The sequence below is a fragment of the Streptomyces sp. NPDC028314 genome (assembly GCF_055565795.1).
Map to the genome: position 1 here is coordinate 411,309 of NZ_JBVHTP010000006.1, position 22,251 is coordinate 433,559.

Here is a 22,251-nt window from a genome sequence, read left to right on the forward strand (position 1 = left end):
CGTCGTCATCCGAGAGCCGGTCCGCGCCCCAAGATCGTGGGAAGATCGGAGTACCGGGCCGTCACGCCCTTCGGGCACGGCGTGTAACCCGGCCGCACACTCGTCTTGTGTGGGTGTTGCTCGCCGCGGGGCATCGCCATCCGCCCGAAATTCAGTGGAGTCGTGCTCCCGCGGGCCGTTAGCGTGCTCCCGATCGCTGTCGCCCCTGGCAAGGACGTGCCGTTGTACACCAAGTGAGACACCCCGAGCGCTGAACCGTCGCGCGTCGCACCTGTGCGCCGCGCTCCTTTTCGCTGCGGTCTTCTCACTGGAACCGGTGTATCTCTGTGTCCAAAAACTGGGTGGTCGTGCCCACCTGCCTGCCGATCGTCCTCCGCCGTTGCCGCGGGTGCCCCTCCGGGCACTTCCGGGCGCACGGCAAGTTCCACGTCAACCCGCACCACCAGCTCCTCTACCCGGGTGTCTCGGGTCGAAGCGACCGGCCGGCCTGGCAGTCGCCGTACGGTCCGCCGTCGCACCGGGCCCACCGCGGCCGTTGGGCCCCCGTGCCGGGGGTGGCACATCCCCGGTCCTCCTTGCCGCGCGAATACCTGTGCGGCCGGTCCGCCTGAGCGGCTAGCTCTCGGGCGCTTCACCTTTACGCTCAAGGGCTGAGCTCAAGGGCTGAGTCCTTCCAACGCGGGGCCTGTCCGGCGGTATCCGATCCGCTGGGCAGGCCCTAAGGGGAGTCGTCCTCCTGGTAGGAGTGCCGCTGTTCCTTCCACGGGTCCGCGATGTTGTGGTAGCCGCGCTCCTCCCAGAACCCCCGCCGGTCCTGGGTCATGTACTCGATCGCGCGCAGCCACTTGGGCCCCTTGTAGCCGTACAGGTGCGGTACGACCAGGCGCAGGGGGAAGCCGTGCTCTACGGTCAGCGGCTCCCCGTTGTGGTGCATGGCCAGCAGGGTCCGGTCCGAGGCGAAGTCGGCCAGGCGCAGGTTGGCGCTGTATCCGTACTCGGCCCACGCCATGACGTGGGTGACCTCGGGGGCCGGCGGCGCCAGCTCCAGCAAGGCCCGGGCGGGCACGCCGTAGAACTCGTGGTCGGTCGTCGAGGGCCCCGACGCGCAGTGCATGTCGGTGACGATCGTGGTGCCGGGGAGGGCGGAGACCTCGTCGAAGGTCCAGCTGTACTTCTCGCCCGAGGCAGTGGCGCCGAAGACCTGCAGGGTCCACCGCTCGGGCCGGAACTTCGGCACCGGCCCGTAGTGCGACACCGGCCAGCCCTTCGCCAGCTTCTGGCCAGGAGGAAGTTGTCCCGATCCCACGATGCCGCCCTGTTCTCCCGCTTGCCGACGCGGTGACGGCGAACGCCTCTCCGCGGGCAGAAGTCTGCCAGCATCCGCTGCTCACCCGCGTCGGAGACGCGGAGGCCGACAGCGGCGAGCGGCCCGAGGCACTGGCGGACCTGATCGCGCGATTCACCACGGGGCGCTCCGTGGGCACGGCCGAATACCTCGCGTCCAGCTCCGGTACAGGTTGAGGGTCCAGGCCACGCCGACGGGGAGCGTGGTGAGGAGGGTGCGGGCGCGCTGCTCGTGGAGGGTGACGCCCTGGAATCCGGGTCCGGGCAGGGGCGGTGGGGTGACTTCGGCCGCGTCGAAGAGGGCTGGGCGTCCCGGCGGAAGGCGACCGCGGCCTCCTGGAGGACGGTGACCCGGCGGCGCAGCCGGGACGGCAGGACCTGCTCCAGCTTGGCGAGGGCGCGTACGAGCACGGCCCGGACGGGAATCCCGACGGGCTGGTGTTCGCCCGGCTCGTCGACCCGAGAGGCAAGCGCTTCGGTCTCTTCTCGATGCCGGCCGAGCTGCCCGCATCCGTGTAGGGCGAAAGGGGCAGCGTCGTCTCACACGCCCAGGTCCTCCCGCAGGGCCCGGGACGTGTGGGACGTCTGCAAAGCCGGACTTCTCGCGAACACGCGAGCTTCTCGGGGCTGCGGCCGAACACCACGACCTCGGTGCCGGGGCGTGCGGCGTAGACGGCGGCGTGGGCGATGGCGAATCCGGTACCGAGCAGTCCGATCTTCATGGCGGCTCCTCTCCTGAGGGGTCTGTGCGGGAATCTTGCGGTTCATCCCGTCGGTGACCTCCACGCTAGGAGCGGTTTAGGACACGACTCGTCCTTAATCCGGCGCATCGTGGAAGACATGACGAGCGATATGCCCGCCCGGATACTCCGTCTGCTGTCCCTGATGCAGATTCGCCGCGAATGGCCAGGTCAGGAGCTCGCGGACCGCCTGAACGTCACCCTGCGCACGGTGCGCCGCGACATCGACCGCCTGCGCGAGCTCGGCTACCCAGTCGAGGGGTCGCCTCGTCTTGGAGCGGCGTTTGCGTCGCAGCGCGTGCTGATTCAGCTCCGAAACGGCAGCAGGGCCCGGACCGTGCGTCGCGGTCCGGGCCCTGCCCCGTGCGGTGCCGCCCTGCGGCGGTGGTGCCTCAGCTCTGCGCGGTGTCGTCGCCCGCCTGCCCGGCTTCCTCGGCTGCGCGTGCCTTCTCGCGCATCTTGCGCACCAGCTCCGCCTTCTGGTCGGCAGCACCCTGGCGGTCGAGGTTGCGGTGCGGACCGTTGTTCTGCCGTTCGGCGCGGGACAGCTTCTTGCGCTGGCCGCCGCCCTGGCCCACGGGGTTGTTGATGTTCTTGCTGTCGGTCACGGGTTCTCCCGGTGGTGATGTGAAGTGATCTACGGATTCATCGGTGCGGGACGGGTGCGGCGACGTCGAAGGACGTCAGCGGGGCCCGTGCCCGTCACGTTCGACTCGTAAATCGGCGTCTGGAAGAACATGACAAAGACGTTACCCGGTTCCCTCGGCCCCGCGCGCCAGTGCCGGCGAGGCCGTGAGCCGCGCTCTCGGAAAGTAGGAGATTCCCGATTCGGCCACTGAGCGTCTGTTTCGCGCCGGTTAGGGCGGGTCCGGGTGTCGGGTTGTCCGATAAGTGCTGTGCTGAAGGGGCTGCGCCCGTCGGGGGCAAGCGTTCGGACAGCGTAAACAGGGGGTCTTCAGCGATGGCTTCTCTGCACTACGAAATACTCACCGATCCGGCTCCGCTCCAGGTGCCGGTCGCGGGCGAAGAACGCCAGGGATCGGTCTACATCGTCGTTTCCAATCCGACCATGGACGAGGTGATCTGGTACTCCATCGAGATACGGGTGCCCTGCGGCCAGGCGGACGGTGATCTGACGGCGCATCCGAAGACGATCACCGCGCGGGTCGAGCGGAACACGGCGACGAAGCAGGGCGAGGAGCCGATCGTCGCCTGGGACGACAACACGGGTGTCCTCACCGTGACCGCCCAGCCGAACACGCTGTTCCAGGAGGCCGGCTCCATGGCCCTGGTCCTGGACGGCTTCCCCGTCTCCAGCGCAGCGGGACTGGTGCTGCTGCGCGTGATGGAGAGGGCGGCGAACGGCGCCAGGGTGCAGAAGAACCCCATCACCTTGAGCCTGCTGAAGCAGCTGCCCAAGGTGCCGCGCAACTTCCGTGCGAAGCAGTCCCTGGTGGCCGGAGGCCAGGACGTCGTCCTGCAGTGGGACGGGCCCGACACCCTCACCTACCGGATCCAGGGTCCGGACGGCCCCCCGGAGACGGTCACGCCGACGCAGGGCGCAACGGGCTGGCAGTGGTCGCCGGCGGCGGGCCAGGAGCCGAAGCGGGATGCCACGTACACCCTGATCGCCAGCTCCCCGGGCGGGCAGCAGCCCGGGTACTTCCTCACCACCACCGTCCACCTGCGCAGCCCCGAGTTCGAGAGCGTCACCGCGACGACCGGTATCCACAGCCCGTGGGTCGAGGGCACGACGGACCAGGGTCGGATCACCTTCACCGCGCAGGGCGCCCAGATCCGCGACGCCGCGGGCGGCCTCGGCACCCTCTCCGCCGCCAGGACCGACGTCGAGACCGTGACCGCGGCGTGGGTCCGGGGGCGCGAGAGCGACGCCGGGTGGATCGGGTTCCCGTCCGACGGAATCAGGGTCGGCCGCGGCGGTGGAAGCGACTTGGGAACCGTCACGGCCGACAAGATCAGCGTGAACGGCATCAACACCCAGTGGGTGGGGGACCGGGACTCGGGCAAGGGATGGGTCGAGTTCCCGCAGTCGGGAGTGAACGTCCGCAAGGACGGAAAGCAGGACTGGGGAACCGTCGCCGCCGACCTGGCGGACCTGAACGGCATCAACACGAAGTGGGTGCAGGGCCGCACGGCTGCCGACGGATGGATCGAGTTCCCGGCCTCCGGGATGAACGTGTTCCAGGGCGCCGGTAGCCGCCAGTGGGGGACCGTCGCGGCCGACAAGGCAGACCTGAACGACCTGGTCACCCACCGGGCCCAGGTCAAGGAACGGCTCATCCTCCAGGGCGGGCTGAGCGTCGACAACGTGCTGGAGACGCAGGACGGTCCGCCGCGGCTGATCGTCCACGGCCGCCTGGATGCCGAGGGCGAGGTGACGGCCGACCAGACGGTCACTGTCACCGGAGACCTCACCACCCTCGGCATGCTGCGCGTTCAAGGTGAGTCGCGCTTGCAGGGGAAGGTGAACGCCGGCGCCCATCTGTCGGTCCGTAACGGAGGCGACTGGATCATGCACACGAACGACGGGAAGGTGGCGATCAACGGCGACCTGCGCGTCCACGGAGCATTCCGCTCCGATTCCTGACCAGGTCGCCGGGCGGGCTGCGTGACGGGCGGTCGAGGGTCGCACGGCCCACCGTCCGTCACGCGGGAAGGACCGGACCGAGGAGCCCGCCGCGTCGTCGCGACCGGCCAACAAGAACATCTACGCCGCGCTTCTCGCGGTCATCGCCGGTCGCGTACGCCTGCGGCCTTGCGGCACCGGCCAGTACGACCACGACCATGGCGCCCCCGGCGGCGCACAACGACGCCATCCGATGCACGCCCCCCATCTTCTTCTGCCGAACGCCGACGGCTGCCCCGCCGGGCGATGCCGTGGCGGTGCGGGGGACGCATGGAATCAACGCTACCGGCTGGTCCGGAGACGCGCACAAGGGACGGGAGGCGGCTACCGGTACTCGCGGGCCGACGGGGCTCGACCGCTCCGCGTGGCGGGCGTACGCGCCACCCGGTAGCGTCGAAATCGCGCGTTCCGCCCAAACCGCTGCGGCCTGGCCCGCAGGGCCGCCGCCTCTGCCGGCAGAGGAACGAGATCACATGCCGAAGCACAGCATCCCCGGGGTGACTGCCGCGGCCGCTCTGGTCTGTCTGGCAGCACTCGGCCCCGCACCCAGCAGCGCCGCGTCAGCAGCCGCGTCCGCGCTCGACCAGCCCACCGGGCAGCCCAGCCCGGCCGGCTCGTCCCGGTTCGTGCCCGGTCCCTGCCCGGAGCCGCCCGAGCCGATCGCAGCGCTGAACGGCGCTCGGTGCGGCGTCCTGGAGGTCCCCGAGAACCGCTCCCGCCCCGGCGGCCGGACCATCAAGCTGGCCGTCGCACGCATTCCTGCCGCCTCCGCGAAGCCCGCCGCGGACCCGGTGGTGTTCATGGCGGGCGGCCCCGGCGCCGACACGTTCGACGACATTCCGTTCCTCGTCGACTCCGGCCTGAACAAGGACCGCGAACTGATCGTCATGGCCCAGCGCGGCAACCTCTACGACCAGCCGAATCTCGCCTGCCCGGAGGTCGACCGGTTCAACGGGCAGGCCGTCGGCCTGGGCTACGACGCGCAGGAGGCACGACAGCTCTTCCTCAAAGCGGTGAAGGACTGCCGGGCCCGCCTGACGGCCGCCGGCACCGACCTGAGCGCCTACAACACCACGGAGAACGCCGACGACTTCGCCGACCTGCGCAACGCGCTGCGCATCCCCCAGTGGAACGTCTACGGGTACTCCTACGGCAGCAACCTGGCCCTCACGTACCTGCGTCTGCACCCCGAGGGAATCCGCGCGTTCGCGATCGACTCGATCACCCCTCCCCAGGACGTGACCCTGCCGTGGACATGGGGCAGCACCGCCGAGGGGATCCGCACCATCTTCGAGGCGTGCGCGGCGCAGCCCGCCTGCAAGGACCGGTACCCGGACCTTCCGCAGCTGTTGACGGAGCAGGTGCGCAAGCTGGAGGCCCACCCCCTGACGCTGAACGTCACGCCGCCGGACGGTGGCAAGCCGGTCAAGACCGTCCTCGACGGGGGCGCGCTGCTGAACCTGATCGTCGCCTTCACCCCCCGGCCCAAGGACATCCCGGCGGCGCTCGACGAACTCGGCCGCGGAAACCCGGAGCGCTTCGCGCAGGCCCGCGCGGGCGGCTCGGTGCAGAAGGTCGGCGAGTTCGCGCACGGCCTGACGAACTCGATAGCGTGCAGCGAGTGGGCGCCGGGGTACTCGGAGTCCGACGTGCTGAAGGCAGGGCAGAAGGCCTTCCCCGGGTGGCCGGACACCGTCCTGGCCCAAGTGCCGCAGCTGCCCTTCCAGTACCCGGCATGCGGCATCTGGAACGTTCCGGACCGCGCGAAGGTCCAGCGGGTGGCCACGGTCAGCTCGGTGCCCGCGCTCGTCATCTCCGGCACGTTCGACGTGAAGACCGGGGCGAGTTGGGCGAAGGGCGTGGCCCGCAACCTGTCCCGCTCGACCGCCATAGAGGTCCCCGGAATCGGCCACTGGGTGGTCCCGCAGTCGCCGTGCGCGCAGCGCGTGCTGGCTTCGTTCTTCGCTCGCCCGACCGATCCCGACACCTCCTGCGTGGACGGTCTCGAGCCCGAACCGTTCACGATCATCCCGAGATGACCGGGAGACCAGATGACCCGCCACCACGCGCCCCGCCACCACGCGCCCCGCAGCCGCCGCACCGTACGGCGCCTGCGAGCCACGTCGGCCGCCATGGCGACCGGCCTCCTCGTCACCGGACTGCTCGCGGCGCCCGCCCGGGGGCAATCCCGCACCGACACCACCCCCACCCCCCAAGCGCCGATCGGCACGGTCGCCCGGACGGTGGGGGACGCCCGCTTCGAGCCGGGCCCCTGCCCGAAGACGCCAGAACCGATCGAGGCGCTGAAGGGAGCCCGCTGCGGAACGCTCACCGTGCCCGAGAACCGCGCCAAACCGAGTAGCCGAACGATCAAACTCGGTGTCGCGATCGTGCCCGCCGCGACCGACACGCCGAAGCCCGACCCCATCGTATGGCTCGCGGGCGGGCCCGGTGACGATGCCGTGGGGGAGGCGAAGATGGCGATCGACGGCGGCCTGAACCGGGACCGTGACGTGATCTTCATGTCCCAGCGCGGTACGTACTCGGCCGTCCCGACGGCCCTCTGCCCCAACATCGACGAGTTCAACGCACGGGCGGTCGGCCTCGTCTCCGACGCTCCGTCCACCGAGCGCCTGCACGTCGCGGCCACGAAGGCCTGCCGCGACCAACTGGCGGCCCGCGGACTCGACCTCAGCACCTACAACGACACCGAGAGCGCCGCCGACTACGACGACCTGCGCACCGCGCTGGGCATCAAGCAGTGGAACCTGTACGGCATCTCCTACGGCACCCACCTGGCGCTGGTCTACATGCGCCTGCACCCCGAGGGACTCCGCTCGGTGGGCATCGACGGCATCCTGCCGCCGTCCAGGGCCGGGTCAGCGGCGACCTGGAGCAGCGCCCGGCAGGGCTTCGACGGTCTGTTCAAGGCCTGCGCGGAACAGCCGGCGTGCAACAAGCGCTACCCGAACCTGTCGGCCACCTTCGACAAGCTCGTCCGCGACCTCGAAGCCAAGCCGGTCACCACCACCGTCACGCTCCCCGGCAGCGACAAGCCGGTGAAGGTCGTACTGGACGGCGGAGCCCTGGTGAACTGGATGACGTCCGCCACCCACGTGGCGCCCCAGGTACCCGCCGCCCTCGACGAGCTGGCCCACGGCAAACCGGAGCGGATCGCCCAGCAGTGGGCGGGCGGCAAGCTCAGCCCGGCGGCCGTGGGCCGGATCGCGCACGGCCTCGTCTACGGAGTCTTCTGCAGCGAGTGGACGCCGTACGAGACCCAGGAACAGGCGCTCAAGGGCGGGCGGGAAACGTTCCCGACCTTCCCCCCTTCGGTGCAGGCCCAGGCCCCACAGCTGACCTTCCTCCGTCCGGACTGCGACGTCTGGAACGTCCCCGCAGCGGCGCCCTCGATCCGGGACGCCACGCGCGGTGACATCCCCACCCTCGCCCTGTCGGGCAGCTTCGACTCCCAGACCGGCGCGGACAACGGCCCGTACGTCGCCCGTACGCTGCCCAGGGCCAAGGTCGTCACGATCCCCTACCAGCCGCACGTGGTGTTCGCCACCTCGAAGTGCGCCCAGGAGATCGCCGTCTCGTTCTTCGACAACCCGGCCGCGCCGAAGACCGGATGCCTGAAGAGCCTCGAACCGCCCGCGTTCGAGATCGCTCCCTGAAACCGCTTCCCACCTCGTCGTCGGAGTCACCATGGCCCCAACCTGGGACTCACGTCACCCACACCGCTCCGGGGCCTCGCTCCTGCCGATCCTGTTTCCCATCGCGGTCCTGATCGTGGTGGCGGTGGCCGTGGGGTCGTGGCTGCAGTTCTCCGAGCGGCAGGCGCTCGACACGGTCCACACGGTCGGATCCCAAGCCGCCGACCGGGTGGACGTGGAGGCCAGCGTCCAACGCGTCGACGCCGCGGCCAGAGAGCTGGCACTGCGGGTCAGGGTCACCGCCCGCGGGACCCTCGGCGAGGAGGGCGGGACGGCCCCGGTGGCTGATCTCAGCCTCCAGACCTCCGCGCAGACCCTCGGCGACCTGGAGTTCAAGGCGCACGAGCGGCTCACGATCAGGGACGTGCAGGTCGCGATCACGGATGGATCGATCAGCGACTACCCGTTCGACACCTACGAGACCGACATCGAGTTCTGGGCACAGCTGGACGGCAAGCAGGTGCCGGTGCGGATGATGTTCTCCAACAACGACACGGTCTTCAGGATCTCCGCCACACCCACCCCGCCCGAGCAAGGGGCTGCCGGCGTGGCGCTGGGGCTGGCCCGATCGGGCAGCCTGCTCGTCTTCGCGGTCTTCATGATGATCGTGATGTGGGCGCTGGCCGCCTCCGTGCTCATCGGGGCCTGGTACCTGACGACCCGCGGCGAGGGGCTGGTCTGGCCCGCACTCGCCTGGATGGCCGCCACCCTGTTCGCCCTCTCGGCGTTCCGCAACACCGCCCCCGGCACACCCCCGATCGGCTGCGTGCTGGACTGGTTCGCCTTCCTGTGGGCCGAGACCGTCATCGCCCTCTGCCTGATCGCCGTCGTCATCACCGGCGTCCGCACCGCCCTCCGACACGACGACACCGACCCCACCTGAAGGTTGGGTCCCTTTGACGCAACCCTGGCTGATGGCTTGTCATTCGTGGTTGCTATCGCGGTAGGGGGCGGTTACGGTCACGCTCGGATGGTCAGTGCTCGGGAGTCCGGTAGGAGTGTGCGGTGGGTGACAGGTCTGCTCCTGATCCGGTGAGCACCGTACGACGCATCGTGGCCCTCCTCGACCGGGCCGGCCGTGATCGTGACGACGTGCTGCGGGTCGAGGGCGAGGGCGGGCTGTCGTACGCCTCCGGACTGCCGGCCAAGGACGTCGAAGCCCTGCTGCGCGGCGACCGGACACCGTCCGGTACGGCGGCCGGCCGGGCGAACCCGGTGGAGGCTCTGGATCGCGTACTGCGGCACATCCACTCGGGCTTGGAGCAGGCGGTAGAGCAGCGGGACGCCGACGTGCGGAGGTTCAGGAGAGCTGGACCGGCCGACGACGTGACCGGCGAGCTGGGCCTCGTCGGAAGCGCGGCCCGCTGTTTGGCCGACGTACCCGATGAGACGGCCAAGCCGATCGTGGAGCTCATCGAATCGATCGCACGCCGGGCGCGTGCGGATCGGGCGCGAGAGAACCGCGAGGCCCCGGACGCGCCGGGGGCGGCGAAGGTGGACTGAGAGGCGTCCCGTGGTTTCGGCAGCGCCGCGCTTCACTGGCATGATCTCGGAGTGATGCACGGGGGGACCGACGCGCCGGGCCGGAAGGACGGCGCCGTACCCACCGGCGTGACCGGCCGCATGCGGGCACCATCGGAAGGCTGACCATGCAACAGGGCGTCAACTTTTACGTACCCGCAGCCGCGTTGGGCGCCGTCCTGCTGGTGAAGCTGCCCGCTCTGGTGAGGGGATGGCGCAGCCCGCTGGTCCGCACCGTCAACACCCTGATCCTCCTGCACTGCGCCGGATTCTTCTTCGCCGCCCCGCCGACCGTAACGGCGGTCAACCGGATCACCGGCGTCTGCAACTTCTCGGCCCTGCTGGTCCACTGCATCCTCTGCGCGTACGCGTGTACCTGCCTGGCGCTGATGGAGAACTGGAGAGGGGACAAGGAAGGACGGGCCCGTACCAGTTGGCGCGTACGCGTCTGGATCCTGGGGCACTGCCTCGTGGTCCTGGCGGTCATCGTCTGCTTCATCCTCGGCGACGCGCCGGACGAGCGACCGAGCGACTTCGACACCTACTACGCCACCACCCCCTTCATCGGCGAGATGCTGCTGCTCTACCTGTCCTCGAACGTCATGGCCGCGGCCGGCGCCACGGTCGTGTGCTGGAGCTGGTCGCTCGCCATCCGCAAAGAGATCCGGACGGACGGAGCGGCCACGGCCGACGGGTGGCTGCGGGCCAGCCTGTACGTACTCGCCGCCGGATTCCTGTCGAACTTCGTCATCGGAACCTCCAAGCTGCTCGCCATCGCCGCCCGCTGGAGCGGACGGAACTGGGACGTACTCAACGAGAGGGGGACCTCGTTCAGCCCCCTCGGAGCCATGATCGTCACGATTGGTTTCCTCCTCCCGGTTCTCGGCCCCTGGCTCACCGAACGCCTCGTCAAGCCCGGGCGGACGTTCCTCGCGCTCGCACCGCTGATGCGGCTCGTGCGCCCGCCCGTCACCAGCGGCCCGGGCTCCCTCGCGCTGACCACACCCTGGTACGCGGGCCCCGAACAGCACCTGGTCAACCGCATGACCAACATCCAGGACTGGATACTCCAACTGCGCCCCTACTGCGACGACGCAATACGCGAACTGGCCCAGCGCGAGGCGGCCCAGAAGGGTGTGCGCCGGCCGGACGCCGTCGCGGCCGGCTTGGCAGCCATGCTGGAGGCAGCGGCTGACGCCCGCGCACGCTGCACGCCTGCCGGCGAGGACGGGAGCCGTCGCGCCGCCCACGCCCTGCGCTCGTCCGAGACCGAGTACGGCGACCTCATGGTCCGCATCTCCCGGGCCCTGCCGCCTCGGCGCGAGCCCCACCGCCACGGCGCAGCACCCATGGCCGGGGCGCAACGGCCTCCCACGTAGAATCTCCCGCTGAGGGCGGACCGTTCGTCATTGCTCTCGGGTTGAGTGAGCGGCTACGGTCACTGCTCAAAACGTCAAGGCCGTCGGAGTCTGTGGGAGTAAGCGTTGACTGACAGACCTACCGCCGATCCTGCAAGCACGCTCCAGCGCATTCTCCCCCTTCTCGACCGGTTGGGTGATGAACGCGAGGAGGCGCTGAGGGTCGAGGGCGAGGGAGGACTGTCCCACGCTTCCGGGCTGCCCGTGGCGGAAGTCGAGGCGCTGCTGCGCGGCGAGCCGGTGGCGTCCGCCGCTGCCGAGGGCGGTGCGGACGCCGTGGAGGCACGCCATCGGCGAGTGCTGGACCGGATCCTCTTCCTGCGCGCCACGCGTCTGCGGCCCTCGGCCGACGGGCAGCGACGTATCTACTCGCTGGCGGAGATCGCGGCGGGGGCGGGCACGAGCCCTCAGTGGCTCGACAAAATGATCAAGACGGGGAAGGCCCCGAACCTGGACCACGCCGCCGGGATCGCGCAGTTCTTCGGGGAGAGCATCGAGTTCCTGGTGGCCGAGCCGCCGGAGGCGCTGGACCGGGTCCTGCGCGAGATCCACAAGGATCTCCTGGAACGGGCCTTCGAGCGCCAGGACCAGGACCTCCAGCGCCTGAAGGACAGGGATGCGGCACCCGACCTGGATCCGGGAATCGGAGTGGTCGGCTACGCGGCGCGCGCTCTGGCCGAGGTGCCCGACGATACGGCGCAGCCGCTCATCGCGCTGATCGAATCGGTCGCTCGGCGGGCACGTGAGGAGCGGGACCGGGAGGCCAGGCGCAAGTAGACCCCCACCTGCGGGGACGGTACGGGATGTGATGCATGGGGGGCACAGTGGGGACGTACCGAGAGATGAAGCGGCATCGCGACGAGCTCTTCGCGGGCGTGGCCGATTCGTCGCCGACCACCCCGGTCGAGCTGCTCCAGGCGATCTGTGCGTACGTGACGAAGACCAGTGGGCGCGAGGTGCGCCTGATGCTCGAGCCGTTTCCTCAGGACACCGTCAGCGGCCTGTGGCTCGACATGGGTGACTTCGAGGTGATCGTGGTCGAGGAGAACACGTCGCCGCTGCACCAGATGGTGATCTTCGGGCACGAGCTGTGGCACCGCAAGGAAGGAAGCTGCGGGCAGCACGCCGGCGCCGCAGGCGCCGCTGTCGCGGCGCGCATGATCGGGGACCGGTGGAGCCTTGCCGAGGCTGTCGCCCATGTCGCCGCCCGCACCGATGTCGATCTCGACGAGGAGCGAAGGGCCGAGAGGTTCGGTCGCATGCTGGCCGCGAAGTTCCGCTCGCCCTTGGAGGCCATGCGCCTCGGCAAGACGCCCGCGTCCGGCGTGGCCGGACGCATCTGGGCGTCACTGGAAGGCTGACCGCACGGCACCGCAGGTGCCGGCCGGTTCACCGCCTTCGTCCCGGTACCGCTCACGGGTTCCGGGGCGCTGCTCTTCACGCTCCCGCGACGGTGGGTTCACCGTGTGGCGCCTACCGGGTCGGGTGTGCGCTTCCGTGTCGTCGGCTGCCCCTCCAGCGGATAGATCCGTTGCAGGAGGGGTCCCGTCATGATGGTGGTGATCACCGCCATGAAGACCATGGCGGTGAACATCCTGGAGTCCAGGACCTTCAGGGAGAGACCGACATTGAGGATGACCAGTTCGGTCAGGCCGCGCGCGTTGAGGAGAATGCCCAGTGCGGTCGACTCACGAGCCGATGCGCCGGTGAGCACGGCGGCGCCGAACGCGCCCGCGAACTTGCCTGCGCACGCCACCGCGACCGCGGCCAGGAGCATGAGCGTGCCTTGCCAGCCGAGACCGCCGAGGTTCACCGAGAGCCCGGTCACGGTGAAGAAGGCGGGCAGCAGGAAGAGGCTGGTCTGGTCGATACGCTCGGGGACCTCCGGAGCCACAGCGCCGATGTGCTCGCGCGGGACCACCGCGCCGAAGGCGAAGGCGCCGAACACGGCGTGCAGGCCGATCTCCTCGGTCGTCCACGCGCACATCAGCAGGCCGATGACCAGTGCGGCGTGGGTGACGGGACTTCCCGACCAACGCCGCTCGGGTGCCAGCAGCCACCGCAGGGCGGGCCGCAGGACGTAGAGCAGGCCGATGACGAACGCGGCCGCTTCAACGGCCATCCATGCCAGCGACGCCGTGCCGGTGGCGTGCACGAGGGCGACGACCACGGCGAGCACGCACCACGCCAGAAAATCCTGGACCGCGGCGCAGGTGAGCGCGATCGAGCCGAGTCGGCTCTTGTGCAGGCCACGCTCGTCGATGATCCGGGCCAGTACGGGGAACGCGGTGATGGACATCGCCACACCCAGGAAGAGGGCCGGCTCCAGCAGACCGTCCGATTGCATCTCCGAGGTGATGAACCACGGCGCGATGACCGCCGCCAGGCCCATGCCCAGGAGGAACGGCAGAGTGACCGAGCTCAGGGACACGGCCGTGACCTGGCGGCCGGCACCCCGCAGGTGTGAGAGTTCGAGCCGGTAGCCGACTCCGAACATGAAGAGCACCAGCCCGAGTTGGGCAATGATCTGCAGGAACGGCCGTACGGCGGGCGGAAAGAACAGATGGGAGAGGTCGCCCGGGAGCAGCCCGAGCAGACTGGGTCCCAGGGCGATGCCGGCGACGATCTCTCCGATCACGACGGGCTGGTGGAACCGCTGGGCGAGCCTGCCGAACACGTAGGCCACGGCGAGAAGAACCGCCAGGCCCAGCAGCACGCTGGCGGTGCCGACCGAGGCCGAAGGGGTGGCAGCGGCGGCCATCGGGACGTCCAGAGGACCGTTGAGTCTGTTCAAGGGATTCGCTTTCTCGGCATCTGTGGGTCCCGCGCTATTGGGAGGCTGCGGTCAGCCGCACGGGCGGGAGATCACGGGAGGTGGCGCGGGCGCGGTTGACGGCGTTGACGAGCGCGGTGGCGGTCGCGACGGCCGGGTCGGCATTGATGCCCACGCCGTAGGCGGTGAACGGGCCACTGCCGGCCCGAAGGTAGACGGCGGTGCGCGGGTGGGCCGCGCCGTCGATCTCGTGCTCCGTGACGGCGTGCAGCCGGACCTGGTGGCTCGTACCGCTGAGCGCGTCCACCAGGGCGTCGGTGGGGCTCTCGCCGGAGCCGCTGAACGTCTGCTCGTTCCCGCCGTGCTCGACCAGAGTGATCGAGAGGCGGCTGCGGTTCTCCTCACGCGTCGCACGGACCTCCTTCAGCAGCAGCCCGGGCCGGGGCTCGACGTAGGTATCGCTGAAGATCTCCCACAGACGGCGGGAGGTGACCTCGACACAGGTCTCGTCGGTGATCCGCTGGACGGCCTTGGCGAACTCCACCCGCAGCGCGCGCGGCAGGTCGAGGCCGTAGTGGGTCTTGAGCACCTGGGCGACACCGCCCTTGCCGGACTGGCTGTTGACGCGGACGACGGACTCGTACGTCCGGCCCACGTCCTTGGGGTCGATGGGCAGGTAGGGGACCTGCCACGGCAGCTCGGCCGCAGGGCGTCCGGTGCTGGCAGCCTGCTGTTCGAGGGCGGCCAGTCCCTTGCCGATCGCGTCCTGGTGGGTGCCGGAGAAGGCCGTGTAGACGAGATCGCCGACGTACGGGTGGCGCGCGGGCACGGGCATCTGGTTGCTCTCCTCGACCGTACGGCGGACCGCGTCGATGTCGGAGAAGTCGAGCTGCGGATCGATGCCCCGGCTGAACAGATTCAGCGCCAGAGTGGCCAGACACACGTTGCCGGTCCGTTCGCCGTTGCCGAACAGCGTGCCCTCGATCCGGTCGGCGCCGGCCATCACCGCCAGTTCGGCCGAGGCCACCGCCGTACCCCGGTCGTTGTGCGGGTGGACGGACAGGATGATCGAGCCGCGGTTGTCCAGATTCCGGTGCATCCACTCGACCTGATCGGCGAAGACGTTGGGGGAATCGGTCTCGACCGTGGTGGGAAGGTTCAGCGTCACCGGCCGGTCCGGGCCGGCCTCCCACAACGAGGCGACCGCGTTGGACAGGTCCAGCGCGAACTCCGGCTCGGTCACGTTGAACGTCTCGGGCGAGTACTCGAAGCGCAGGTCCGTCGTGCGCATCGCGGCCGCACGCGCGGCCACGTGCTCCGCCCCCTCCAGCGTGAAGTCCCGCAGTTCCTGGGCAGACATGGAGAACACCACGTCCCGCCACAGGCACGCGGTCGCCAGACACAGGTGCACCACCGCTCGCTTCGCACCCCGGATCGCCTCGAAGGTCCGGTCGATGAGGTCCAGCCGCGCCGGTGTGAACACGACGATGGTCACGTCGTCGGGAATCCTGTCGTGCGTGATGAGCTCGCGGACGAACTCGAACTCCGCGGCGCTGGCGGCGGGATAGCCGACCTCGATCTCCTTGAAGCCGGTCCGCACCAGCAGATCGAACATCATCCTCTTGCGGCGCGCGTCCATGGGGTTCGCGAGTGACTGATTGCCGTCGCGCAGATCCACCGATGCCCACAGCGGAGCCTTCATGATCTCCCGCCCGGGCCACCTGCGGTCGGTCAGCTCCTGCGGCAGCCTGCTCCCCTCACGCGCATAGCGGTGGAACGGCATCGGCGAGGCGAGCTGCGCGTTCCACGAGGGCTGTCCGGTCCCTGCCGCACCCCCCGCGCCGACCGCGGATTCCATCCCCCACGGCGAGGTCACTGCCCCTGCCACCTCAATGAGTTCGGACAATCTCAGCCAGCCTCCAAGGTTGGCCGGCGGTCAACCCTCGCCGGCGGAACATGGCTTCATTCCCCAGGAACGCCGAGGGGTTGTCCACCCTCCGGCAACCGATCTGTCAGGTCCGGAGATCGCTGGGAAAAGCCGTGCGCGGTGGTAGGTTCGAGCCGGTCGAGCGGCCCTTTCGCCGCTGTTTCTCCCGCCGCCCGCGCTGCTGTTGCCGCGGTCGTCCATGCCGGCGAACCCGGCCTGACCGGTGTTCCCAGGACTTCGAAGTACTGTCCTCAGCTCCCTCCCGTGCCGAAAGAAAGCTGGTCGAACCATGCCCGTCCAAGAGGTGCCGAGCCTGCTGAAACTGTTCAGCCCGGAGCTGGCCGCCGACCCCTACGCCTTCTATCGCGAGCTCCGCGAAAAGCACCCGGTCCACTACGACACCTGGATGCGCAGCTGGGTGGTCCTCGGCTACGAGGACATCAGCTCCCTGTCCAAGGACGACCGCCTCTCGGGCGCCCGGATCGAAAGCTTCCACGAGGCGCTGCCGCCCGACGCACGTGCTGAACTGAAGCCGCTCAAGGACGCTTTGGCGGACATGATGGTCTTCCACGAGCCGCCCCGCCACACCCGACTGCGACACCTGATACGGCCGGGCCTGACCCCCCGGTTCATCCGCGAGATGCGCCCGGTCATCGAGCAGCTCACCGATGAACTGCTGGACAGGATCATCGACCAGGGACGGATGGACGTCATCCACGACTTCTCCGAACCCCTGACCCGGGGAGTGATCGGACGACTGGCCGGAGTGCCCAGGCACGCCGAACACCTGCTGGGCAACTGGCAGGGACTACTGCTGGAGTTCTTCGCCCAGTCCCGAAAGGAGATCCCGCGTGTCACCCAGCTGCGTGCCGCATTCGACGAGGGGGCGTCGGCCCGGCGCGACGGCACCGGCACCGACTTCTTCACGCAGATGATCGCCGAGCAGCTCCAGCAGGGCGACTTCACCGAGGACGAGGTCTTCGCGAACTTCCTGCTGCTCATCGATGCGGGACAAGCCACCACCACGCACCTCATCGGCAACGCGGTACTCGCCCTGCTCCGGGAGCCGGAGCAGCTGGAACTGCTGCGCTCGCAGCCGGAGCTGGCGACGAAGGCCGCCCACGAACTGCTGCGCTACGACAGCTCCGTGCAGTTCACCACCCGGGTCGCGCTCGTCGACCTCGACGTGCGGGGGCAAAGGATCAAGGAAGGCGAATCGGTGACCCTGGTGCTCGGATCGGGCAACCACGACCCTCTGAAGTACGAGAACCCCGACCGGGTCGACATCACCCGCGGCTCCGCCGACCACCTCTCCTTCGGGCACGGCATCCACTACTGCCTGGGGGCCTCGCTGGCGGTGGCGGAGGTGGAGATCGCACTCAACAAGCTCCTCGCGCGTACCCGGGACCTCCGGCTCGCGGAACCCGGCCCCACATGGCAGGACAGCATCAACTTCCGCTTCCTGAAGAGCCTTTCGGTGACCTTCCAAGCGGCCTCCGCTGCCTCCGACCGCACCTGACAGACACCCGGACAGCCGGTGGACAAGATCGCGCGGTTCCCGGGGAATGGACCCATCCGTCCTACCAGGGGGAACCTGATCGTGAACTCATCTACTGCCGAACACTTCGACCTGATCGTGGTCGGCGGCGGCCCGTCCGGCTCGACCCTCGCCACGCTCGTGGCGATGCGCGGACACCGCGTGCTGCTGCTGGAGAAGGAACGATTTCCCCGCTATCAGATCGGGGAATCGCTGCTTCCTGCGACGGTGCACGGTGTCTGCAAGCTCCTGGGCGTGACCGAGGAGCTGGAGGCGGCGCAGTTCACCAAGAAGTTGGGCGGCACCTTCCGCTGGGGCTCGAACCCCGAGCCGTGGACCTTCGCCTTCGCCATCTCGCCGAAGCTGGCCGGCCCGACCTCGTACGCGTACCAGGTCGAGCGGATGAAGTTCGACAAGATCCTCATCGACAACGCCCGCCGCAAGGGCGTGGACGTACGCGAGGAGTGCGCCGTCACCGACGTCGTCAAGGACGGCGAGCGGGTCACCGGCCTGCACTACAAGGACGCTGAAGGCACCTCGCACCAGGTGACCGCCACGATGGTGGCGGACGCCTCCGGCAACCTCAGCAACATCCACAAGCACACCGGCGGCAAGCGCGTCTACTCGGAGTTCTTCCAGAACGTCGCCCTGTTCGGGTACTTCGAGGGCGGCAAGCGTCTGCCCGCACCGCGCAGCGGCAACATTCTCTCGGCGGCGTTCGACGACGGCTGGTTCTGGTACATCCCGCTCAGCGACACGCTGACCAGCGTCGGCGCCGTCATCGCACGCGACCGGGCGGACCAGATCCAGGGTGATCCGGAGAAGGCACTGCTCAAGCTGGTCGACCGATGCCCGGAGATCCGGGACATGCTCTCCGACGCCCACCGGGTCACCACAGGCCCGTACGGCGAGATCCGGGTGCGCAAGGACTACTCGTACTCCAACACCACCTTCTGGAGCCCGGGCCTGGTGCTCGTCGGGGACGCCGCCTGCTTCGTCGACCCGGTGTTCTCCTCGGGCGTCCACCTCGCTACGTACAGCGGCCTGCTCGCCGCCCGCTCCATCAACAGCGTGCTGGCAGGAGACGTGGACGAGGAGCGCAGCTTCGCCGAGTTCGAAAAGCGCTACCGCCGCGAGTACGGGCTCTTCTACGAGTTCCTGGTCGGCTTCTACGACCTGCACCACGATGAGGACTCGTACTTCTGGCAGGCCAAGAAGATCACCAACACCGGTAGGACCGACATCGAGGCCTTCGTGGAACTGGTCGGCGGGGCCGCCTCCGGCGAGTCCGCCCTGATCGGCGACAGGCTCTCCACCGCCGCCGAACAGCTGGCACAGGCCGTGGACTCCGCGGGCGAGGACCTCGCCGCGGGCCTGGACCGCCCGGCCCCGTTCTTCCGGTCGGAGATCGTCGGTGAGGTCATGCAGGAGAGCGCCCGTGTGCAGGCACGTGCGGCACTCGGACACGAGCTGACCGAAGAAGACCCGCTCTTCAACGGCGGTCTGGTGCCGTCCGGGGACGGCATGTCCTGGGAGATCCCGGCGAGCTGAGCACCACCCGCAGGGCCCGCCAGGGGCATGGCGGGCCCTGCGCCGTTCCCGGGGGCGCCGGCCGGCCCTGGCGCGCTCACCGGTCCGGCGGCGACGCGTGTGCGTCCGCCGCCGACTTCGTTGACTTCGTTGACTTCGCTGGAAGAAGGAAAGTTCATGATCCCGTTGTCTTTCGCGCAGCACCGGCTCTGGTTCCTGCACAAGCTGGAGGGACCGTCGGCGACGTACAACATGCCGCTCGTGCTGCGCCTGAGCGGCGGGATGGACGCGGCGGCGCTGCGCGCCGGCCTGCTGGACGTGATGGAGCGGCACGAGTCGCTGCGTACGGTCTTCCCCGAGGCCGACGGCGAGCCGCACCAGCTGGTGCTGGATCCGGCCGACGTGCGGCTCGACTGGGAACAGCGGTCCGTGACGGACGCGGAACTGCCGGCCGCGCTGGACGAGGCCGCGCGCACCACTTTCGACCTGGCCACCGAAGTACCGATCCGTGCCCGGCTGTTCGAGGTGTCGGCCGACGAGCACGTCCTGATGCTCCTCATGCACCACATCGCGGGAGACGGCTGGTCCATGGGGCCGCTGGCGCGCGACGTGGTCGAGGCGTACACCGCCCGCACCGAGGGCCGCCGGCCGAGCTGGGACGAACTGCCGGTGCAGTACGTCGACTACACCCTCTGGCAGCGAGAACTGCTCGGAGACGAGTCGGACCCCAGCAGCCTGCTGTCCAAGCAGGTCGACTACTGGAGGGAGAAGCTGGCCGGGCTCCCGGAGCAGGCCACCTTCCCCACCGACCGCCCCCGCCCCGCAGTGGCGTCGTACGAGGGTGCGCAGCTGAGCCTGGAGCTGGACCGGGAACTGCACCGCAAGCTCGTCGAGTTGGCGCGTCGTTCGAACAGCACGGTGTTCATGGTGCTCCAGGCGGGCATGGCGGCCCTGATGAGCCGGCTCGGCGCGGGCACCGACATTCCGCTCGGCGCGGGCTTGGCCGGTCGTACGGATGAGGCGCTCGATGACCTCATCGGCTTCTTCGTGAACATGTTCGTCCTGCGTACGGACACCTCCGGCGATCCGACCTTCGAGGAACTGCTGGGACGGGTCCGCGAGACCAGCCTGGCCGCATACGCCAACCAGGATGTTCCGTTCGAACATCTGGTGGAGCTGCTCAACCCGCAGCGGTCCCCGGGGCAGCACCCCCTCTTCCAGTTGGCGCTCGTCCTCCAGAACGCGCCGAGCGGGGACTTCGAACTCCCGGGCATCCAGGTACAGGCGGAGGTCCTGGGCTCCGGGACGTCCCGCTTCGACATGCTCATCTCCCTCACAGAGCTCCACCATCCGGTGACCGGACCGGCGGGTGTCGAGGTCCTGGTCGAGTATTCGACGGATCTGTTTGATCGTTCGTCGGTCGAGCGGTTGCTTGGGCGTTGGGTGTGGTTGTTGGAGCAGGTGGTGGCTGATCCGTTGGTGCGGGTCGGTGGGGTTGAGTTGTTGGGGGAGGTGGAGCGGGGGCTGGTGCTGTCGGGTTGGAATGCCACGGCGTGTGAGGTGCCGGAGGTTTCGCTGGCGGGGTTGTTCGAGCTTTCTGTCGGTGTGGATGGTGGGGCGCCGGCGGTGGTGTGTGGTGGGGAGGTGTTGTCGTATGGGGAGTTGAATGCGCGGGCGAATCGTCTGGCGCATTGGCTGATCGGTCGGGGTGTGGGTCCGGAGCGGTTGGTGGGGGTGATGCTGCCGAGGTCTGTTGATCTGGTGGTGGCGGTTCTTGCGGTGTTGAAGGCCGGTGGCGGGTATGTGCCGGTGGATATGGAGTATCCGGCGGAGCGGCGTGCGTTCATCCTGGCGGATGCGGCGCCGGTGCTGGTGCTTGATGAGGATGCGCTGGGTGGGGATTTCTCGGTGTTCCCGGATTCTGATCCTTCGGTGTCGGTGGATCTGGGGCATCCGGAGTATGTGATTTATACGTCGGGTTCGACGGGGCGTCCCAAGGGTGTGGTGGTGTCGCACCGGGGCGTGGCGAGTCTGGCCCGGACGCAGGTGGATGTATTGGGGTTGGGTCCGGGGAGCCGGGTTCTTCAGTTTGCTTCGCCGAGCTTTGACACGGCGTTCTGGGACATGTTGGTGGCGTTTGCTTCGGGTGCGACGTTGGTGGTGCCGGAGCGTGGGCGGCTGGCGGGCGGGGAGTTGCTGCGGGTTCTGGCGGAGGGGCGGGTGTCGCATGCGTTGATTCCTCCGTCGGTGGTGGCGACGTTGCCGGTTGATGCTCCGGGGTTGCTGACGGATCTGTGTTGTCTGGTGGTGGGTGCGGAGGCGGTGCCGGCGGAGTTGGTGGCGCGTTGGGCGCCGGGGCGTCGGGTGATGAATGCCTATGGCCCGACGGAGACCACGGTGATCGTCACGATGGCGGGTCCGTTGGTGGCGGGGGATGTACCGATCGGTCGTCCGGTGGCGAATTCGCGGGTGTTTGTGCTGGATGAGTTTTTGCGTCCGGTGCCGGTGGGTGTTCGGGGTGAGTTGTATGTGTCGGGTGCGGGTCTGGCGCGTGGGTATGTGGGTCGTGCTGCTCTGACGGGTGAGCGGTTTGTGGCGTCTCCGTTCGGGTCGGGTGTGCGGATGTATCGCACGGGTGATGTGGTGCGGTGGCGGGCTGATGGGCAGTTGGAGTATCTGGGGCGTGCTGATGAGCAGGTGAAGGTGCGTGGTTTCCGGATCGAGCCGGGTGAGATCGAGTCGCTGTTGGTGGGTTGTGAGGGTGTCCGTCAGGCGGCGGTGATCGCTCGTGAGGATGTTCCGGGTGATCAGCGGCTCGTGGCTTATGTGGTGCCGGATCTTGCGGTGGCCGCTGCGTCGGGTGCGTTGGGCGTGTCGGAGGGTTCGGCGGCTGAGGCGCAGGTCGAAGAATGGCGGGAGATCTACGACTCGGTATATTCCGGGCCGGACTCCGCTGAATCCGGTCTGTCTTCCGCTGGTTCTGGCTCGGATTCTGTTGCGTTTGGTGAGGATTTTTCGGGTTGGGATAGTTCGTATTCGGGTGAGCCGATTCCGTTGGGTGAGATGCGGGCTTGGCGGGGTGCGGTGGTTGACCGGGT

14 protein-coding genes and 2 pseudogenes are annotated in these 22,251 nt (G+C 68.9%); 12 read left to right on the forward strand and 4 right to left on the reverse strand.

Annotated features, from left to right (window positions below; all coding sequences use genetic code 11):
* Positions 1-718: 718 nt before the first annotated feature.
* Positions 719-1,306 (reverse strand): sulfite oxidase-like oxidoreductase, encoded by a 588-nt coding sequence (locus ACZ4TG_RS17310; protein ID WP_468163395.1) that lies wholly within the window; start codon positions 1,304-1,306, stop codon positions 719-721.
* Between the two features lie 878 nt (positions 1,307-2,184).
* Between ACZ4TG_RS17310 and ACZ4TG_RS17315 the strand changes: the two are divergent.
* Positions 2,185-2,349 (forward strand): annotated as a pseudogene (locus ACZ4TG_RS17315) (HTH domain-containing protein); the annotation flags it as partial.
* Between the two features lie 127 nt (positions 2,350-2,476).
* Here the strand turns inward: ACZ4TG_RS17315 and ACZ4TG_RS17320 are convergent.
* Positions 2,477-2,692 (reverse strand): DUF6243 family protein, encoded by a 216-nt coding sequence (locus ACZ4TG_RS17320; protein ID WP_468163397.1) that lies wholly within the window; start codon positions 2,690-2,692, stop codon positions 2,477-2,479.
* Between the two features lie 353 nt (positions 2,693-3,045).
* On the opposite strand from ACZ4TG_RS17320, the gene ACZ4TG_RS17325 reads away from it, so the two are divergent.
* From ACZ4TG_RS17325 to ACZ4TG_RS17360, 8 genes are all read left to right on the forward strand, one after another.
* The gene (locus tag ACZ4TG_RS17325) at positions 3,046-4,692 is read left to right on the forward strand and encodes a hypothetical protein (RefSeq protein ID WP_468163399.1); all 1,647 of its coding nucleotides are present in this window, start codon (positions 3,046-3,048) and stop codon (positions 4,690-4,692) included.
* Between the two features lie 512 nt (positions 4,693-5,204).
* Positions 5,205-6,770, forward strand: coding sequence for an alpha/beta fold hydrolase (locus tag ACZ4TG_RS17330; protein ID WP_468163401.1), 1,566 nt, complete (start codon positions 5,205-5,207; stop codon positions 6,768-6,770).
* Between the two features lie 12 nt (positions 6,771-6,782).
* The gene (locus tag ACZ4TG_RS17335; RefSeq protein ID WP_468163404.1) at positions 6,783-8,408 is read left to right on the forward strand and encodes an alpha/beta fold hydrolase; all 1,626 of its coding nucleotides are present in this window, start codon (positions 6,783-6,785) and stop codon (positions 8,406-8,408) included.
* Positions 8,409-8,439: 31 nt separating this feature from the next.
* On the forward strand, positions 8,440-9,330 hold the full coding sequence (locus tag ACZ4TG_RS17340; RefSeq protein WP_468163407.1) for a DUF4436 family protein: 891 nt from the start codon (positions 8,440-8,442) through the stop codon (positions 9,328-9,330).
* Between the two features lie 149 nt (positions 9,331-9,479).
* Positions 9,480-9,950, forward strand: coding sequence for a hypothetical protein (locus tag ACZ4TG_RS17345; protein WP_468163409.1), 471 nt, complete (start codon positions 9,480-9,482; stop codon positions 9,948-9,950).
* A gap of 146 nt (positions 9,951-10,096) precedes the next feature.
* On the forward strand, positions 10,097-11,347 hold the full coding sequence (locus ACZ4TG_RS17350; protein ID WP_468163411.1) for a DUF6545 domain-containing protein: 1,251 nt from the start codon (positions 10,097-10,099) through the stop codon (positions 11,345-11,347).
* A 105-nt stretch (positions 11,348-11,452) separates the two neighbouring features.
* On the forward strand, positions 11,453-12,163 hold the full coding sequence (locus ACZ4TG_RS17355; RefSeq protein ID WP_468163414.1) for a hypothetical protein: 711 nt from the start codon (positions 11,453-11,455) through the stop codon (positions 12,161-12,163).
* 65 nt (positions 12,164-12,228) lie between these two features.
* The gene (locus tag ACZ4TG_RS17360) at positions 12,229-12,747 is read left to right on the forward strand and encodes a toxin-antitoxin system, toxin component (RefSeq protein ID WP_468163416.1); all 519 of its coding nucleotides are present in this window, start codon (positions 12,229-12,231) and stop codon (positions 12,745-12,747) included.
* 98 nt (positions 12,748-12,845) lie between these two features.
* On the opposite strand, the gene ACZ4TG_RS17365 is transcribed toward ACZ4TG_RS17360, so the two are convergent.
* Entirely contained in the window at positions 12,846-14,180 is a 1,335-nt protein-coding gene (locus ACZ4TG_RS17365; RefSeq protein WP_468163418.1) for a cation:proton antiporter, read from the reverse strand.
* 34 nt (positions 14,181-14,214) lie between these two features.
* Complete coding sequence (locus tag ACZ4TG_RS17370; protein WP_468163479.1) at positions 14,215-15,942, reverse strand: 2-isopropylmalate synthase; 1,728 nt, start codon at positions 15,940-15,942, stop codon at positions 14,215-14,217.
* A gap of 433 nt (positions 15,943-16,375) precedes the next feature.
* On the opposite strand from ACZ4TG_RS17370, the gene ACZ4TG_RS17375 reads away from it, so the two are divergent.
* The 3 genes and pseudogenes from ACZ4TG_RS17375 to ACZ4TG_RS17385 form a co-directional block, all read left to right on the forward strand.
* Positions 16,376-17,605, forward strand: a complete 1,230-nt coding sequence (locus tag ACZ4TG_RS17375; protein ID WP_468163420.1) for a cytochrome P450 — start codon at positions 16,376-16,378, stop codon at positions 17,603-17,605.
* 81 nt (positions 17,606-17,686) lie between these two features.
* A complete protein-coding gene (locus ACZ4TG_RS17380) occupies positions 17,687-19,174 on the forward strand; it encodes a tryptophan 7-halogenase (RefSeq protein WP_468163422.1) in 1,488 nt (495 codons plus the stop codon).
* Positions 19,175-19,330: 156 nt separating this feature from the next.
* Positions 19,331-22,251 (forward strand): annotated as a pseudogene (locus ACZ4TG_RS17385) (non-ribosomal peptide synthetase); the annotation flags it as partial.